Raw genomic sequence first — 16034 nt, 5'->3', positions numbered from 1 at the left:
ATCATTGCCGCCGTCAAACGTGGGCACCAAGTGTTAGATTCCATCCACTAGCCCGTCCTAGGCTCTGGAGGCGGCGCGTTCGGGTCGGGGCAATCAGACAATTGCTCACACGAAGGGGGCCTATCGCCAACGCCGCCATAGTGTTCCACGAGTTTTGCGAATCCGTAGGCGAAGGCGAAAAGAAGCGCCAGGAAAACCAGTATTCGGACGGCCATTCGGGATTATAGCAGGACCTCGATCCGGGTTTGACTAGCTACAGGTAGAAGAGCGATTTCCCACGGCCGGTGCCGTTCGGACGGCTCACGTCTCTAAAGACACCGCCGTTGCACTTGCGCGCGAATGCATACCGGGCGATGGTCGCGCAATTTCCGGGGAGGACTCATGCGCAATATCTTGGCATCGGCGCTGCTGCTGGCGGCAGCGCTTTCTTCGACCACCGCCAACGCTCTGGACAGTTCCGGCACTCCGGTCGTCGTGACGCCGCTGGCATCGAAGACGACGACGGCTTCCGGCCAGCCGATCACGCTGCCGCAGAAGAATGTCGAGGTTCAGGTCTCGGCCTATCAGATCGCGCCTGGCGCGACGCTGCCGGTGCACAAGCACCCCTTCCCGCGCTATGCCTATGTCGAGGCCGGCACGCTCAAGGTAACCAATGTCGAGACCGGCAACAGCAACACCTACAAGACCGGCGATTTCATCGTCGAGATGATCGGGCAATGGCACCAGGCCACCAACATCGGCACCGATGCGGTGAAGCTCCTGGTGATCGACCAGGTCGAGCAGGGCGCCAAGAACACGATCTTGAAGCAGTAATCTGACGAGCAAGGCTGCTTCGTCAGCAAGGCGCCCGCCCCAAAGGCGGACGCCTAAATCATCTGCCCTCAGCCCCAGGCGCCCACCGGCTGCCGGGTCGGCGCGTTCAGGCGGTTGAAGGCATTGATCAGCGCGATCTGGATCACCAGCGCGGCAAGCGCCTTGTCGTCATAGTGGCGAGCGGCTTCGTCCCAGACGTCGTCGGGCACCGCGTCGGAGCGGTCGGCCAGTCGCGTCGCGGCTTCCGTCAGCGCAAGCGCGGCCCGTTCGGCACTGGTGAAGTAAGGCGTTTCCCGCCAGGCGGATACCGCGAAGATGCGCTCGTCCTTCTCGCCCGCCTTCTTCAGCTCGCGCGCGTGCATGTCGACGCAGACGCTGCAGGCGTTGATCTGGCTGGCGCGCAGGTGGATGAGCTTGCGCGTCACATAAGGCACCTCCGCGGCTTCGGTCGACTTGTCCAGCGCCAGCAGCGCCTGCAGAGCGCCTGGAATGAGCATCACCGGGTTCTTCAATCTGGCTTCCATGGTCTGTCTCCTTTGGTTCTCGCAGCCGACGCCGTGCATCAGTCCGCCATCGGCAGATCGATCAATAACTATCTGGCTATGAATTAATCCATAACCTTGCAGTTATGGATTGTCAACCGACATCGGACAAATCCGGAAACGGAAAGCGATCGCATCGTTTGCTGGACCGATCGATGCGGCTTTCGCCGCAATCGCCCCGATGCTAGGGCTGCGCCTGCTCTTCAATATGGATGGATGCCGGTGACCGACGCTAAAAGACCCCTGATCGAAATCTGCGTCGAAGGCATTGACGGGCTGCTTGCCGCACAAGCCGCAGGCGCCGATCGGGTCGAGCTTTGCGCCAGCCTCGTCGAAGGCGGCATCACGCCGAGCCTTGGCACGGTGCGCGCCGCGCTCGAACGCGCGACCATCCCATTCCATGTCATCGTGCGTCCGCGCGGCGGCGATTTTCTCTATAGCGAGGCGGAATACCAATCGATGCTCGCCGATGTCGGCGCGCTGCGCGATCTCGGCGTGGCCGGCGTCGTCGTCGGCTGCCTGACCGCCGACGGCGCCATCGACGAGGCGCGCATGGGCGAACTGGTGCGCGCCGCCGGCACTCTCAATGTCACCTGCCACCGCGCTTTCGACATGACGCGCGACCCGGCCGAGGCGCTCGAAGCGCTGATCCGCTGGAAGGTTGGCCGCGTGCTGACCAGCGGCCAGCGCGATACGGCGCTGGAAGGCGCCGACCTGCTTGCGCAACTCGTTCGCCAGGCGGGCGAACGCATCATCATCCTCGGTTGCGGCGGACTGGCGCCCGACAACATAGGCGAAGTCCTGAGGCGAACCGGGCTGAGCGAGATGCATTTCGCCGCACTCGCCGACGTGCCGAGCGCCATGCGCTACCGCAACCCGCATGTCGGCATGGGCGGCGCCGATCTCGACCGCGAATACCGCAACACGGTGACCGACGAGACCCTGGTTGCGGCAACGATCGCAGCCGCGAGGGCCTGATGCCGGAACCGAGTATGTCGAAGGATCGGCTGCCGATCGAACGCGTTTCGCCCGCCGACGAGGCCGCGATCCTCGTTCTCAACAACGAGCATGCCGCCGAACTGTCCTGGCTGGAGCCGGAGCGGTTGTCGTTCCTAATCGGGCAGGCTTTCTACACGCGCCGCATCGGCGCGCTCGAAGCCTTCATCATGTGCTTCGATCAGGACGCCCGCTACGACAGCCCCAATTTTCTCTGGTTCCGCAAGCGTTATCCGCGCTTCGTCTATGTCGACCGGGTGGTGGTCGCGGCCAAGGCGCGCGGCCGCGGCCATGCCCGCCGCCTCTACGAGGATCTGTTCGACCATCTCCGGCGCACTGGCCACACGATCGTCACCTGCGAGGTCAACGCCGATCCGCCGAACCCTGCCTCGGATGCCTTCCACGCCGCGCTCGGCTTCGCCGAGGTCGGCGATGCCGTGATCCATGGCGGCAAGAAGTCAGTGCGCTACTACGCCAAGCCGATTGGCTAGCGCATGGCCCCGAAAGCTAGAGGCTTTCGGAATGGTACCATGCGCAAAACAAGGTTCTTGCGGCGCCCGCCACTGGTCACGAAAACAAGCTGCAGCTAATGTAAATGCTCCGCCGGCTTGGGGGGGGCGCGACATCATGCCAAGCAACGTCTTCCGCTTCGACGAGAGCTGGGACATACCGGAAGGGACGCCGCAGGAAGTGTGGGACGTTCTGTCCGACGCCGAATTGCTGCCGCTCTGGTGGGGCGACGCCTACAAGGAAGTCGAGCCGCTCGACAGGAAAGGCAAGGGCGTCGTCGGCTCGCGGGCGCGAGCCAGGGCGCGAGGCGCCCTGCCCTACGAGCTGAACTTCATCATCGAGGCCGCCGAGCTCGATCCAGGCCGTCTGGTGGTGGTGAAGACCTTCGGCGATTTCGATGGACTATGGCGGGCCGAACTGTCGCCGTCAGGAACCGGCACGCATGTGAAGCTCACCTGGCAGGTCATCGTGGAGAGGCCGATCCTCGAGCTCCTGGCGCCCCTGCTCAGGCCGGCCTTTGCCTGGAACCATCGCTGGACGACGCCGCGCGGTGAAGCCGGGCTTCGTCGCTATCTCGCCGCGCGGAAGAACAGCAAGGCGCCTGACTGAACCTTACCAGTTGCGGTTGAGCCAGCCGCGGGCCGGTTTTTCGACGATGTAGTAGCTCGCCAGCGCGCAGGCGAAGACCGCGGCCAGCATCGGGATCGGCGTGACGTCCCGATCGTAGACGAATTTGTAGAAGGGCTGCTGCCAGAGATAGAGCGAATAGGACCACAGCCCCAGCATCACCATCGGCCGCGACGACAGCAATCCGGTCAGATAGCCGCCGGCGAAATCGAGCGTGTTGACGGCGAGCGCCAGCAGCGGCACGCCCAGCAGATAATGCATGGGCGTCGGCACCGGATCGAGGAACAGCAAGACCGCACCTACGGCCGCCGCCAGCGCCACGTGTCGATTCCTGAGGAATGCCGGCAGCCGTCCATCGGCCTTGAGCAGGCAGATCGCGGCCGAAAGCAGGATCGAGGCGATATGCACATCGGTGCGCCAATAGCTGGTCTCGTAGTCCATGCCGAGAACCCAGTAGGAGATGGCGCCGTTGGCCATCGCCAGCACGGAAAGTGCCAAAAGCAGCCGCACGACATTCGCGCGCCCTGACACCACCACGCTGATCAGCGCCAGGATGACATAAGAATGCTCCTCGATGGCGAGCGACCAGATATGGTCGAGCGCGCCCGCGCGATTGATGAGAATGCCGGCATAGTTGTAGGTGAATGTCAGCGCGGTAAGCGCCGCTTTCCATTTGAAGGCGATGAAGGTGCCGGAAAGCCCGATCATGGCGGCAATCACGAACACCAGCAGTGCCGGATAGATGCGCGAGAAGCGGCGCTTGAAGAATTTCTTCAGTGGAAAGCGTTCGATGAACAGGATCTCGCCCATCAGCCGCCCGCTGAGCACGAAGAAGAACTCGACGCCGAGCACGCCCAGATTGATGCCGGGAACCGGAAAGAAGTGGCCGATCAGCACCAGCGCGATCGACAGGCCGCGCCAGCCGTCGAGATAGGCCAGCCTTGTCCGTGCCGCTTTGTCGGCTGTGGCCCGTGGCAGGACACCGGCCGTCGCGGAGATGTCGGTCATGCCCGTCCCTTCGCAACTCGAGGCCCGAACGCGGCAACCGCCACGCGCTTCGGACCCCGCCTCGTATTCCGCCCAGTTTATTTTGCAGTGCGGGATAACTTTGTGCAAGTGCGAAGCTTCGATTTTGGCGAGACTTGCCGGCCAAGCCGTTGCGACTGCAAAAGAAAAAGGGGCGCGACAGCCCCCCGTTTTCTCCCCGAACCAGCAGCGTTCAGGCGTTGGCCGCGGCCACCGCGCGCTTCGCCATCACCGTGATCAGATTGGCGCGATAGTCCGCAGAGGCATGGATATCGCTCATCAGGCCCTTTGCCGACACTTTGAGCCCATCCAGCGCCGAGGCGTCGAAATTCTTCGCCAGCGCCGACTCGATTTCCTTGGAGCGGAAAACGCCGTCGTCGCCGGCGCCAGTCACCGCTGCCCTCACCCCATCCTTGCCCTTGGTCACGAACACTCCCACGATCGCGTAGCGCGAGGCCGGGTTGCGGAACTTTTGGTAGGCCGCCTTGGCAGGCGCGGTGAACGTCACCGCCGTGATGATCTCGCCGTCCTTCAGCGCCGTCTCGAACAGCCCCTTGAAGAACTTATCGGCGGCGATCTCGCGTTTGTTGGTGATGATCGTCGCTCCCAGCGCCAGCAGTGCCGCCGGATAGTCGGCCGCCGGATCGTTGTTGGCGATCGAGCCGCCGATCGTGCCCTTGTAGCGCACCGCCGGGTCGCCGATCAGGGAGGCCATATGCGCAAGCGCCGGGCAGGCCTTCTTCAGCTTCTCGTCGCTTGAGACGTCGTAATGCGTAGTCGCTGCACCTATGGTGACCGTCTTGCCGGACACCTTGATACCGTGCAATTCCTTCAGCCGCGACACGTCGACCAGGTCTGAAGGTGCCGCGAGCCGCGTCTTCATTGCGGGAATCAGCGTCATGCCGCCGGAGAGCAGCTTGGCATCGCCATTCTTCAAGAGCTTGGCGGCGTCGGAGACCGAGGCGGCGCGATGGTAGTTGACTGCATACATGGGATCCTCCCCTAAAGTGAATGGTGAAATGGTGAAATCGTGAATGGTCAGGCTGTCACGGCATCGCGGCACATCTTCCATTCACCATTCACAATTCACCATTCACTCCTGTTTCAGTGCTTCTTGGCGTGGATCGCCGACCACACGGTCGACGGCGATGCCGGCATGGCGATGTCGACGACGCCGAGCGCATCGGTGATGGCGTTGATCACCGCCGGCGGCGAGCCGATCGCGCCGGCCTCGCCGCAGCCTTTCACCCCGAGCGGATTGCCGGGGCACGGCGTGTTCGAGGTCGAGACCTTGAACAGCGGCAGGTCGGCTGCGCGCGGCATGGTGTAGTCCATGTAGCTTGCCGTCAGCAGCTGGCCGCTGGCGTCGTAGTGGGCGCCTTCGAGCAGCGCCTGGCCGACGCCTTGCGCGATGCCGCCGTGGACCTGCCCCTCGACGATCATCGGGTTGATGATATTGCCGAAGTCGTCCGCCGCGACGAACTGGATGATTTCCGTTAGGCCGGTCTCAGGATCGATCTCGACCTCGCAGATGTAGCAGCCGGCGGGGAAGGTGAAGTTGGACGGGTCGTAGAAGGCCGTTTCCTTCAGGCCCGGCTCCATGCCGGCGGGCAGGTTGTGGGCGGTGTAGGAGGCAAGCGCCACCTGGAACCATGGCAGGCTCTTGTCGGTGCCGGCGACCTTGACCTCGCCATTCTCGATAACGATGTCGCCTTCATCCGCTTCGAGCAGATGCGCCGCGATCTTCTTGGCCTTGGCTTCGACCTTGTCGAGCGCCTTGGCGACGGCCGACATGCCGACGGCGCCCGAGCGCGACCCGTAAGTGCCCATGCTCATCTGCACCTTGTCGGTATCGCCATGGACGATCGAGACCGAATCGAGCGGCACGCCGAAGCGCTGGGTGACCAGCTGCGCGAAGGTCGTCTCATGACCTTGCCCGTGGCTGTGCGAGCCGGTCAGCACCTCGATCGTGCCGACCGCGTTGACGCGCACTTCCGCCGATTCCCAGAGACCGACGCCGGCGCCAAGCGAACCGACCGCCGCCGACGGCGCGAGGCCGCAAGCCTCGATGTAGCAGCTCATGCCGATGCCGCGCAGCTTGCCTCGCTTGGCGGCGTCTGCCTTGCGCTTAGCGAAGCCCGCATAGTCGGCCGCCTTCATCGCCGCGTCGAGCGAGGCGGCATAGTCGCCAGCGTCATAGTTCATGATCACCGGCGTCTGGTGCGGGAACGACGCGATGAAGTTCTTGCGTCTAAGCTCTGCCGGCGAAACGCCAAGCTCGCGTGCGGCGGTCTCCATCATGCGCTCGAGGACGTAGGTGGCCTCCGGCCGCCCTGCCCCGCGATAGGCATCGACGGGCGCGGTGTTGGTGTAGACCGTGCGCACATTGGCGTGGATCGCCGGGATATCGTACTGGCCCGACAGAAGCGTGGCGTAGAGATAGGTCGGCACGCAGGACGAGAACAGCGACATATAGGCGCCGAGATTGGCAATGGTGTCGACCTTGAGGCCGGTAATCCGGTTGTCCTTGTCGAAGGCCATTTCCACCGTCGAGACATGGTCGCGGCCATGCGCGTCGGCAAGGAAGCTCTCGGTGCGATCGGCGACCCATTTGACGGGAACACCGGTCTTCTTCGACGCCCACAGGCAGACGATCTCTTCCGGATAAATGTAGATCTTGGAGCCGAAGCCGCCGCCTACATCGGGTGCGATGACCCTCAGCTTGTTTTCCGGCGCGACATTGTAGAAGGCGCTGAGCACCAGCCGGGCGACATGCGGGTTCTGCGACGTCGTCCAGCAGGTATAGTGGTCCTCGGCCTTGTCGTAATGGCCGAGCGCCGCGCGCGGCTCCATCGCGTTCGGCACCAGCCGGTTGTTGACGATCTTCATGCGCGTGACATGGGCCGCCGACTTGATCGCGGCGTCGGTTGCCTTGCCGTCGCCGAGTTCCCAGTCGAAGATCAGATTGTTCTCGGCCTCGGCATGGACCTGCGGCGCGCCCTTTTCGAGCGCCTTGGTCGCCTCGACCACCGCCTTCAGCTCCTTGTAGGTGATTTCGACCGCTTCCGCGGCGTCTCGCGCCTGACCTTTGGTGTCGGCGATGACGATGACGACGGCGTCGCCGACATAGCGCACCTTGTCCACCGCGAGCGGCGACCAGGCGCCCATCTTCATCGGCGTGCCGTCCTTGGAATGGATCATCCAGCCGCAGATCAGGTTGCCTATACCATCGGCCTTGAGCTCCTTGCCGGTCAGAACGCCGACGACGCCGGGCATCGCTTGTGCTTGTCTGACGTCGATCTTCTTAATCTGCGCATGCGCGTGCGGGCTGCGCACGAACACGGCATGCTTCATGCCGGGAACCACCATGTCGTCGACATAGCGGCCGCCGCCGGTGATGAACCTCTTGTCTTCCTTGCGCGCCACGCGAGCGCCGACACCTTCGATACCCATTGCGGAATTTCCTCCCGGAATTCGGTGTGAATAGTGAATGGTGAATTGGTGAATGGTCGAAAATGGAGAAGGAGCCGCGGCCAGCCTACCCACTATTCACCATTCACTATTCACCCTAAGCCGCTTGCCTGGCCTTGCCCTTGGCGCCCTTCGCCATCGCTTGCGACGCGGCAAGGATGGCCTTGACGATGTTGTGGTAGCCGGTGCAGCGGCAGATGTTGCCGTCGAGCTCGGCGCGCACGGTGGCCTCGTCGAGACCTTCCGGGTAGCGGGCGATCATGTCGGTCGCCGCCATGATCATGCCTGGCGTGCAGAAGCCGCATTGCAGGCCGTGATGCTCCTTGAAGGCCGCCTGCACCGGATGCAGGTCGCCGCCATTCGCAAGTCCTTCGATGGTGACGATCGTCGACCCCGAGGCCTGGACAGCGAGCATCGTGCAGGATTTCACCGCCCTGCCGTCGACATGCACGACGCAGGCGCCGCATTGCGAGGTGTCGCAGCCGACATGCGTTCCCGTGAGACCGAGATGTTCCCTCAGGAAATGCACCAGCAGCGTTCGGTCCTCGGCGGTCCCGCTGACCCGCCTTCCATTTACCGTCAACGACACGTCCGACATGCTTCCTCCCTGGGTATCACCTTGGTCGTCGCGTTGCCGATGCCGTGCTGACGCTTCGGCAGTGCGTTATCGGCACACCGTACAACGGGCAAAACAACCCTGCCAGCGCCGCTCGCATTGTACTTTCGGTTAGGGCAAAAGCGCTGTGTGGCGCAAGCAATCGGCCCATTGCCAAAACCGGGATTGAAGGCAAAGATGCCCCCGACGCACGCGTGCCGAAAACGCACAAAAAGACACGCACAAAAACAGCGTTGGAGGAATTGCAGGAGAAGGCAAACTGGCCAGTTCCAGCACGCGCTACGCATGCGGCCTCTCGGCGCTCACCACGGATGAGCCCGATCCAAACGCCTTTGCCCGGGCAATCGCGGCCGAAGCCGCGGCCGTCTACGCCGACTTCGCGCTGCTCTTCTTCTCCCAGAGCCTCATCGACGCGCATGCGCTGGCGCAAGCGCTGAAACTGCATGCGCCTTCGCTTGCCTATGCCGGCTGCTCGACCGCCGGCGAGATCACGCCGCAAGGGCTGGAGGAAGGCCATATCCTTGCCCTGCTTCTGCCGTCGGCATCATTTTCGGCCGTCAGCACCATGGTCGAAAATCTCTCCTCGTCCGGTATGGACAGGATCACCGGCGAAGTCGCCTCGCTGAGACGCCTGCTGCGCGGCCGCACCGGCCAGGAGCGAGCGAAAAGCGTGTTCGCGCTCTGCTTCATCGATGGGCTGTCCTATGCCGAGGAAGCGGTCACCTCTGCCATCCACTGGGGACTGGACGACATTCCGCTGATTGGCGGCTCGGCGGGCGACGACCTGAAATTCGAAACGACAACGCTGATCTCGAACGGCAAGGTCGCTTCCGACAGCGCCATCGTCGTGCTGGTCGCGACCGACGTCCCCTTCCATGTCTTCAAGACCGATAATTTCATTCCCACCGACGAGAAGCTGGTGGTGACGGCGTCCGATCCCGATCATCGAATCGTGCGCGAATTCAACGCCACCAACGCCGCGGAGGAATACGCCGCCTCCGTCGGTATGGTGCCGCAGGCGCTGACACCGCTGAGCTTCGCGTCCCACCCTGTCGTGGTGAAGGTTGGCGGCGAATATTACTGCCGCTCGATCCAGCGCATGCATGCCGACGGCTCGCTGTCCTTCTTCTGCGCCATCGACGACGGCGTCGTTCTGTCCATCGCTCAGCCCAAGAACATGGTCGAGGCTACGCGCGCCGCGTTGCAGGATGTCGAGCGCAAGCTCGGCGGTATCGACATGGTGCTCGGCTTCGACTGCGTGCTGCGCCGGCTCGATGCACGCAACCGCCAGGTCTTCCGCGATATTTCCAAGCTCTACCGGACCAACAACGTCATCGGTTTCGGCACCTATGGCGAGCAGTACCGCTCGATGCATCTCAACCAGACCTTCACCGGTATCGCCTTCGGTGAGCGTCGGGCGGCCGAGTGAACTGCCATGCCGCTTCGTGATATCGACGACCTCGAGAAGCTGAAGAAGATCAACGCCGCTCTCGTCAGCCGCGTCGAACGCTCGATGGACCAGCAGGTCAACGCCTTCTCTTTGTTCCAGACTGCGATCTCGCTGGAGAACCAGGTGCGCACCCGCACCGAGGAGTTGCATACGACGCTACGCCGGCTCGAGCGGTCGAACATCGAGCTCAGCGCGGCAAAGGAAAACGCCGAGCTGGCGAATCTTTCCAAGACCAGGTTCCTCGCCGCGGCCAGCCACGACGTCCTGCAGCCGCTCAACGCCGCACATCTGTCGGTCTCGGCGCTCGCCGAAGTGCAGACCAGCGAGGAAGGCAAGAAGCTGGTGCGGCAGGTCGAACGCTCGCTGGAGACGATGGAAGATCTGCTGCGCACGCTGCTCGACATCTCCAAGCTCGACGCCGGCGTGGTGCAGCCGGAAATCAGCGATGTGAGCCTGGAGACGCTGTTTTCCTCGCTGCGCTCGGATTTCCTGCCCGAGGCGCAGAAGAAGGGCCTGTCGCTGAAATTCCGGCCGGTCAATGTCGTCGTGCGCTCCGACCGCACCCTGCTGCGCCGCATCCTGCAGAACATCCTGTCCAACGCGCTGCGCTACACCCGCTCCGGCGGCGTGCTGGTCGGCACCAGGCATCGCGGCGACACCATCCGCATCGACGTCGCCGACACCGGCTGCGGCATCCCCGACGACCAGCGTGAGGCGGTCTTCGAGGAGTTCCATCGCGGCATCTCGGCTCTTGCCGACAGAGGGCTGGCCGGCGGACTGGGCCTAGGCCTGGCGATCGTGCGCCGCATGGCGGCGGCACTCGGCCACCCCATCACCTTCTCCTCGAAGGTCGGGCGCGGCACGATCTTCCACATCGACGTGCCGGTCGGCATGAGCGCCGCGGTCGAGCCGGCCGCAGGCGCCGCCGACATGGAGCGGCCGCGCGGCTACGGCCTTTTCGGCACCAAGGTGCTCTTGGTCGAGAACGACGCCGACGTGCTGAGCGCCATGACCTCGCTGCTCGAGCGCTGGCAATGCCTGGTGCGCGCCGCGACTTCGACCGACGACGCGCTCGACCTGCTCGGCGACACCGCCTGGGTGCCCGACATCATCATCGCCGACCAGCATCTCGACGGCGGCGATCTCGGCACCACAACAATAACAGAAGTGCGGGACTATCTCGGCCGCCCGGTGCCGGCGCTGATCGTCACGGCAGACGGCTCCGAGCTCGTCGCCAAAGCCGCCCGCGCCGCCGGCATCGAGCTCATGCGCAAGCCGCTGAAGCCGGCGCAGCTGCGCGCGCTGCTGGCGCATCTGCTGGCTTAGCTCCACACCCTCCCCTCGATGGGGAGGGTCGGCGCGCAGCGCCGGGGTGGGGTGGACATAGCCAAGGCACCCCCACCCCGCTCCGCTTCGCGGATCGACGCTCCCCACAAGGGGGAGGGTAAGAAAGCCTCAAAACCCCGCCTGATCCCGAACTCAGCATTCTCCAGCTTCGACACTCGAATTAAGGTGACAGTGCACTTTTAAGATGTCCTCTCAACGCATTTGATATGCAGGCCGCTGAGCGTGGCGCGCATCCGCTGGCTTGATAGCGCAATGCCGGAAACGGGTGGCGGGGTTCGACCCGATCTGCGAACCTGACCTCTTGGCCTGCATATCGCAGGCGGGAAGGATTTGCCATGAGCCCGGAACATCAGAAAAGCGAAGCAATCCAGCCAGGCGTACGCAACCCGTTTGACGTCATGGACGTCCCGAACCCTGGAGATCAGGAGGTGATGGACTTTGCCGCCGGCGCAACACTGTCCGGATCCGCCGATGACGAGAATGCCAAGGCCTGGAGCGCAACCGGTGGTCAGAACGATTCAATCGAAGGCAACTGGGCCAGCCGCTGGAATGGCGGTGCCGACCCCACGATCGCCGGCGATGCGAAGGACAAATGGAAACAGGGGCAAGCCGAAGTGAGAACCGTCGGCGAGCGGGTCTATCTGCATTTCAATTGGGACAACGCCGCCCGCCACGGCCTCATCGAAGCGCGGCGCGAAGGCAGCAGGATGGTGGGAAAATACATCAATCTGAGCGATCCCTCAGTCACGCGGCCCTGGATCGGTTTGATCGTGAACGACGAGCGGATCGACGGCCGCTGGCCGGCCGGACGACTGGATTTTCGCAGATAACGGATCGAACGATGGGAGTATGTTACAGGAATGACCAACGATATTCTTAGCTACCTGGGAAAGCCGGCGTCGGCGCTTTTGACGTCACCGCCGTTTGAGTCGTGGAAATTCAAAAAGACAGTCGATGATGACCCGCCCGAAATCCGCATTAACTACGTATCTGCGCCCAATAATTTTTCAATCACCTCCGATGTCCACGACAAAATAGACTGCATATTCATAGAGGCTGACAATCTGGATCGAGGTCTCTGGGACATTCCCTTTTCATCCAGTCGCAACGACGTGCTGAGCCGTTTTGGCGTGCCTTCAAAAAGCGGCGCCGCACGGACTGACCCCATTTAGGGCGAGTACGGCCCTTGGGACCGATTTGACGAGGTGGATCATTCAATACACATCGAAGATCAGCCTCATGCAGATCGGATAAGGAGGGTGACGCTGATGCGCGCCGACGTGGTGCCATGAGTAACCGAGGGCTGCCCTCAAAACCCCGCCTGATCGCGAAACAGCTCCGCATTGTCCAGCTTCGACACCTCGATCACCGCTTGCGTGCGGCTGTAGACGTTGAGCTTGCGCAGGATCTCCGAGACATGCGCCTTCACCGTGGTCTCGCCGACCTGCAGCTCGTAAGCGATCTGCTTGTTGAGCATGCCCTGGCGCAGCATCTGCAAAACCCTCAGCTGCTGCGGCGTCAGCCTGGCCAGCCGCTGCACCATGTCGGCGCGGTCGGTGCTGTCGGGGTCCGGCGGCTGGCCTTCGTAGTTTTCCGGCACGTAGACCGCGCCGTCCATCACCGAGCGGATGGCGGCGGCGAGATCGCTTTTCCTCGCCGACTTCGGGATGAAGCCGGCGGCGCCGTAAGACAGCGCCTCGGAAATGATCTTCGGCTCCTCGTAACCCGACACGATCACCACCGGCAGGCGCGGATAACGGGTCCTGAGCTGCAGCAGTCCCTCGAAGCCATGCACGTCAGGCATGCTCAGATCGAGCAGCGCGAGATCGAACGGCTTTGCGTCGGCGAGGAGATCGATCGCCTCCGCGATCGAGCGCGCCTCGACCGTGTCGACATCCGGGTAGGCCATCTGCACCGCGCTATGCAGCGCCTCGCGAAACAGCGGGTGGTCGTCGATGATCAGGAAGCGGGCGCGATCGCTGATGACGGTCATTTTATCGGTTCGGACATCGGTTTATAGGTTCGGACATCGGTTCGGTTTTTTCAGGGCACAGGATAGTCCGGTGACCATGGCCAGATTATTGCCAAATAGTACATCGTCGAAAGTCGCCTTGTCGGCAAAACGACAGGGTCAATGGTTTCGCGGGACCTAATGCCTTGCCCGGCTGGCGAAATCGGCCGAATGTGCGGGCAGATTCATGCCAACGCAGAGAAAGCCCATGACAGACTTCGTCCTTCCGCCGCCAGCGATCGCTTCGGTTGCCGTCGCCGGCTCGGCGGAGCGGTTTGCCGTGCGCCGCATCTTCTGCGTCGGCCGCAATTACGCGGCACACGCTCGCGAGCTCGGCAATGACGAGCGCGACCCGCCCTTCTTCTTCACCAAGCCGGCCGACGCCGTGGTCGACAGCGGCGCCGAGATCCCCTACCCGCCTTTGACCTCAAATCTCCACCACGAAATCGAGCTGATCGTGGCGATCGGCAAGGCCGGCTTCCGCATCCCCCGCGAAAAGGCGCTCGCCCATGTCTGGGGCTACGGCGTCGGCATCGACTTGACGCGCCGCGACCTGCAGGACCAGGCCAAGAAAGCAGCCCGCCCGTGGGACTGGTCAAAGGCGTTCGACCAGTCCGCGCCTTGCGGCCCGCTGCTCCCGGTCGCGAAGTCAGGTCATCCCGAAAAAGGCCGTATCTGGCTCGCGGTCAATGGCGAAGTCAGACAGGATGGCGACCTTGCCGAGCTGATCTGGCCGGTTGCCGATGTCGTTGCGATCTGCAGCGAGGCCGTTGAGCTTCAGCCAGGCGACCTGATCTTCACCGGCACGCCGGCCGGCGTCGGCGCGGTTCAGGCCGGCGACAGAATCACCGGCGGCGTCGATGTTGTCGGCACCATTGAAATCACGATCAGACAGCCGAGATCGTAAGCGATGAGCGACCTCGTCCTCCACAACTACTATCGCTCCTCCACCTCTTATCGGGTGCGGATCGCGCTGGAGATGAAGGGGCTGAGCTATACCTACGTGCCGCATCATCTGCGCCATGGCGAGCATCTCGAGCCCGCCTATCTCGCGGTCAACCCGCAAGGCCTGGTGCCGGCGCTGGTGCTCGACGACGGCACGCTTTTGACGCAATCGCTGGCGATCATCGAATATCTCGACGAGATCGCGCCCGAGCCGCCGCTGCTGCCGAAGGATGCGCTGGGCCGTGCCCGCGTCAGGATGCTGGCGCAGATGATCGCCTGCGACATCCATCCGGTGAACAATCTGCGCGTGCTCACCTCGCTGCGCACTTTGTTCGGCGCCGGCGACGAGCATGTCGTCAACTGGTTCCGGCACTGGGTGAACGAAGGGTTCCAGCCGCTTGAAAAGATTCTGTCCTCGTCGCCTGAGACCGGCACCTTCTGCCATGGCGGCCAGCCCGGACTGGCCGACATCTGCCTTGCCGCTCAGGTCACCAACAACGCCCGTTTCGGTGTCGACATGGCGCCCTACCCGGTGATCTCGCGCATCCACGCCGCCTGCATGGCGCTGCCGGCGTTCCAGAAAGCGGCTCCCCAGAACCAGATCGATGCCGAATAACAAGGACCTCCCATGAAAGCTGTCGTCTTCGAAAAATTCGGCGAGGCGCCGACCATCCAGACCGTTCCCGACCCGAAGCCCGCGGCCGACGGCGTCGTCATCAAGGTCGAGGCGACGGGGCTGTGCCGCAGCGACTGGCATGGCTGGATGGGCCATGATGACGGCATCACCTTGCCGCATGTGCCAGGCCATGAACTGGCGGGCGTCGTCGTCGCCGCCGGCAAGCAGGTGAGCCGCTGGAAGGCGGGTGACCGCGTCACGGTGCCGTTCGCGGTCGGCTGCGGCCGCTGCTTCGAATGCAACTCCGGCAATCACCAGGTTTGCGAGCACCAGACGCAGCCGGGTTTCACCGGCTGGGGCTCGTTCGCCGAATATGTCGGCATCGAACATGCCGATACCAATCTCGTGCGCCTGCCGGACGAGATGGAATTCGCCACCGCCGCCAGCCTCGGCTGCCGTTTCGTCACCTCGTTCCGCGCCATCGTCGACCAGGGCCGGGTGACGCCCGGCGAATGGGTGGCGGTGCATGGCTGCGGCGGCGTTGGGCTCTCGGCGATCATGATCGCCAGCGCCATGGGCGCCAATGTCATTGCCATCGATTTGACAGATGAGAAGTTGGAGTTCGCGAAAAAGATCGGCGCGGTGGCGACGATCAACGCCGCGACGACGCCCAACGTGGTCAAGGCGGTCAAGCAGATCACCAATGGCGGCGCGCATATGTCGATGGATGCGCTCGGCCACCCGACCACCTCGTTCAACTCGATCGCCAATCTGCGCCGGCGCGGCCGCCATGTTCAGGTCGGGCTGATGCTGGGCGAGCATGCCCGCCCGCAGGTGCCGATGGACAAGGTGATCGCCTTCGAGCTCGAAATCCTCGGCAGCCACGGCATGCAGGCCTACCGCTATTCCGCGATGATGGAGATGATCCGCACTGGCAAGCTGAAGCCCGAGCTGTTGGTCGGCAAGAAGATCAGCCTTGAGGAGGCGCCCGCCGCGCTGATGGCGATGGGCGGTTTCGAGGGCATCGGCATCGGCGTGGTGACGAAGTTTTAGTAAGGAACAAC

The 16034-nt window shown here is 63.3% G+C and carries 17 protein-coding genes; 11 read left to right on the top strand and 6 right to left on the bottom strand.

Annotated elements, in window-relative coordinates:
- The first annotated feature begins 381 nt into the window (after positions 1 to 381).
- The gene (locus AU465_RS05825) at positions 382 to 813 is read left to right on the top strand and encodes a cupin domain-containing protein (protein ID WP_192244841.1); all 432 of its coding nucleotides are present in this window, start codon (positions 382 to 384) and stop codon (positions 811 to 813) included.
- Between the two features lie 68 nt (positions 814 to 881).
- Here AU465_RS05825 and AU465_RS05820 read toward each other — a convergent pair whose 3' ends face one another.
- Entirely contained in the window at positions 882 to 1337 is a 456-nt protein-coding gene (locus AU465_RS05820) for a carboxymuconolactone decarboxylase family protein (protein ID WP_192244839.1), read from the bottom strand.
- 234 nt (positions 1338 to 1571) lie between these two features.
- Here AU465_RS05820 and AU465_RS05815 point away from each other — a divergent pair, with 234 nt between their 5' ends.
- The 3 genes from AU465_RS05815 (at position 1572) to AU465_RS05805 (ending at position 3470) form a co-directional block, all read left to right on the top strand.
- Entirely contained in the window at positions 1572 to 2333 is a 762-nt protein-coding gene (locus AU465_RS05815; RefSeq protein ID WP_192244837.1) for a copper homeostasis protein CutC, read from the top strand.
- Positions 2333 to 2842 (top strand): GNAT family N-acetyltransferase, encoded by a 510-nt coding sequence (locus AU465_RS05810; protein ID WP_246505892.1) that lies wholly within the window; start codon positions 2333 to 2335, stop codon positions 2840 to 2842. The genes AU465_RS05815 and AU465_RS05810 overlap by 1 nt, the downstream gene beginning before the upstream one ends.
- Before the next feature lie 136 nt (positions 2843 to 2978).
- On the top strand, positions 2979 to 3470 hold the full coding sequence (locus AU465_RS05805) for an SRPBCC family protein (protein WP_192244835.1): 492 nt from the start codon (positions 2979 to 2981) through the stop codon (positions 3468 to 3470).
- 3 nt (positions 3471 to 3473) lie between these two features.
- Here AU465_RS05805 and AU465_RS05800 read toward each other — a convergent pair whose 3' ends face one another.
- The 4 genes from AU465_RS05800 to AU465_RS05785 form a co-directional block, all read right to left on the bottom strand.
- Positions 3474 to 4496, bottom strand: a complete 1023-nt coding sequence (locus AU465_RS05800) for an acyltransferase family protein (protein WP_192244833.1) — start codon at positions 4494 to 4496, stop codon at positions 3474 to 3476.
- 211 nt (positions 4497 to 4707) lie between these two features.
- Positions 4708 to 5505, bottom strand: a complete 798-nt coding sequence (locus AU465_RS05795) for an FAD binding domain-containing protein (protein ID WP_192244831.1) — start codon at positions 5503 to 5505, stop codon at positions 4708 to 4710.
- A gap of 113 nt (positions 5506 to 5618) precedes the next feature.
- Positions 5619 to 7967 carry a xanthine dehydrogenase family protein molybdopterin-binding subunit gene (locus tag AU465_RS05790; protein ID WP_192244829.1) on the bottom strand — a complete coding sequence of 783 codons (2349 nt, stop codon included), beginning with the start codon at positions 7965 to 7967 and terminating at the stop codon, positions 5619 to 5621.
- 115 nt (positions 7968 to 8082) lie between these two features.
- Complete coding sequence (locus tag AU465_RS05785; RefSeq protein ID WP_192244827.1) at positions 8083 to 8583, bottom strand: (2Fe-2S)-binding protein; 501 nt, start codon at positions 8581 to 8583, stop codon at positions 8083 to 8085.
- A 259-nt stretch (positions 8584 to 8842) separates the two neighbouring features.
- Between AU465_RS05785 and AU465_RS05780 the strand changes: the two genes are divergently transcribed.
- The 4 genes from AU465_RS05780 (at position 8843) to AU465_RS05765 (ending at position 12570) form a co-directional block, all read left to right on the top strand.
- Positions 8843 to 10030, top strand: coding sequence for an FIST signal transduction protein (locus AU465_RS05780; RefSeq protein ID WP_192244849.1), 1188 nt, complete (start codon positions 8843 to 8845; stop codon positions 10028 to 10030).
- A 6-nt stretch (positions 10031 to 10036) separates the two neighbouring features.
- Positions 10037 to 11377 (top strand): ATP-binding response regulator, encoded by a 1341-nt coding sequence (locus tag AU465_RS05775; protein WP_192244825.1) that lies wholly within the window; start codon positions 10037 to 10039, stop codon positions 11375 to 11377.
- Between the two features lie 356 nt (positions 11378 to 11733).
- Positions 11734 to 12228: a hypothetical protein gene (locus AU465_RS05770; protein ID WP_192244823.1), complete on the top strand. Its 495-nt coding sequence runs from the start codon at positions 11734 to 11736 to the stop codon at positions 12226 to 12228.
- Positions 12229 to 12258: 30 nt separating this feature from the next.
- Positions 12259 to 12570 carry a hypothetical protein gene (locus AU465_RS05765; RefSeq protein ID WP_192244822.1) on the top strand — a complete coding sequence of 104 codons (312 nt, stop codon included), beginning with the start codon at positions 12259 to 12261 and terminating at the stop codon, positions 12568 to 12570.
- Between the two features lie 137 nt (positions 12571 to 12707).
- Here the strand turns inward: AU465_RS05765 and AU465_RS05760 are convergent, their stop codons facing one another.
- Positions 12708 to 13391, bottom strand: coding sequence for a response regulator (locus AU465_RS05760; protein ID WP_192244820.1), 684 nt, complete (start codon positions 13389 to 13391; stop codon positions 12708 to 12710).
- A gap of 226 nt (positions 13392 to 13617) precedes the next feature.
- Here AU465_RS05760 and AU465_RS05755 point away from each other — a divergent pair, with 226 nt between their 5' ends.
- From AU465_RS05755 to AU465_RS05745, 3 genes are read left to right on the top strand one after another with little or no spacing between them, the layout of a single operon-like run.
- Positions 13618 to 14316 carry a fumarylacetoacetate hydrolase family protein gene (locus AU465_RS05755; protein ID WP_192244818.1) on the top strand — a complete coding sequence of 233 codons (699 nt, stop codon included), beginning with the start codon at positions 13618 to 13620 and terminating at the stop codon, positions 14314 to 14316.
- Between the two features lie 3 nt (positions 14317 to 14319).
- Positions 14320 to 14970, top strand: coding sequence for a maleylacetoacetate isomerase (maiA, locus tag AU465_RS05750; RefSeq protein ID WP_192244816.1), 651 nt, complete (start codon positions 14320 to 14322; stop codon positions 14968 to 14970).
- 12 nt (positions 14971 to 14982) lie between these two features.
- Positions 14983 to 16023, top strand: a complete 1041-nt coding sequence (locus AU465_RS05745) for a zinc-dependent alcohol dehydrogenase family protein (RefSeq protein WP_192244814.1) — start codon at positions 14983 to 14985, stop codon at positions 16021 to 16023.
- Positions 16024 to 16034: the final 11 nt, after the last annotated feature.

Origin of the sequence: Mesorhizobium silamurunense (assembly GCF_014843905.1) — a bacterium.
Taxonomy (GTDB): Bacteria; Pseudomonadota; Alphaproteobacteria; order Rhizobiales; family Rhizobiaceae; genus Mesorhizobium; species Mesorhizobium silamurunense.
Note: the sequence above shows the minus strand (reverse complement) of the source record. Positions and strands in the feature narration are given on the sequence as shown.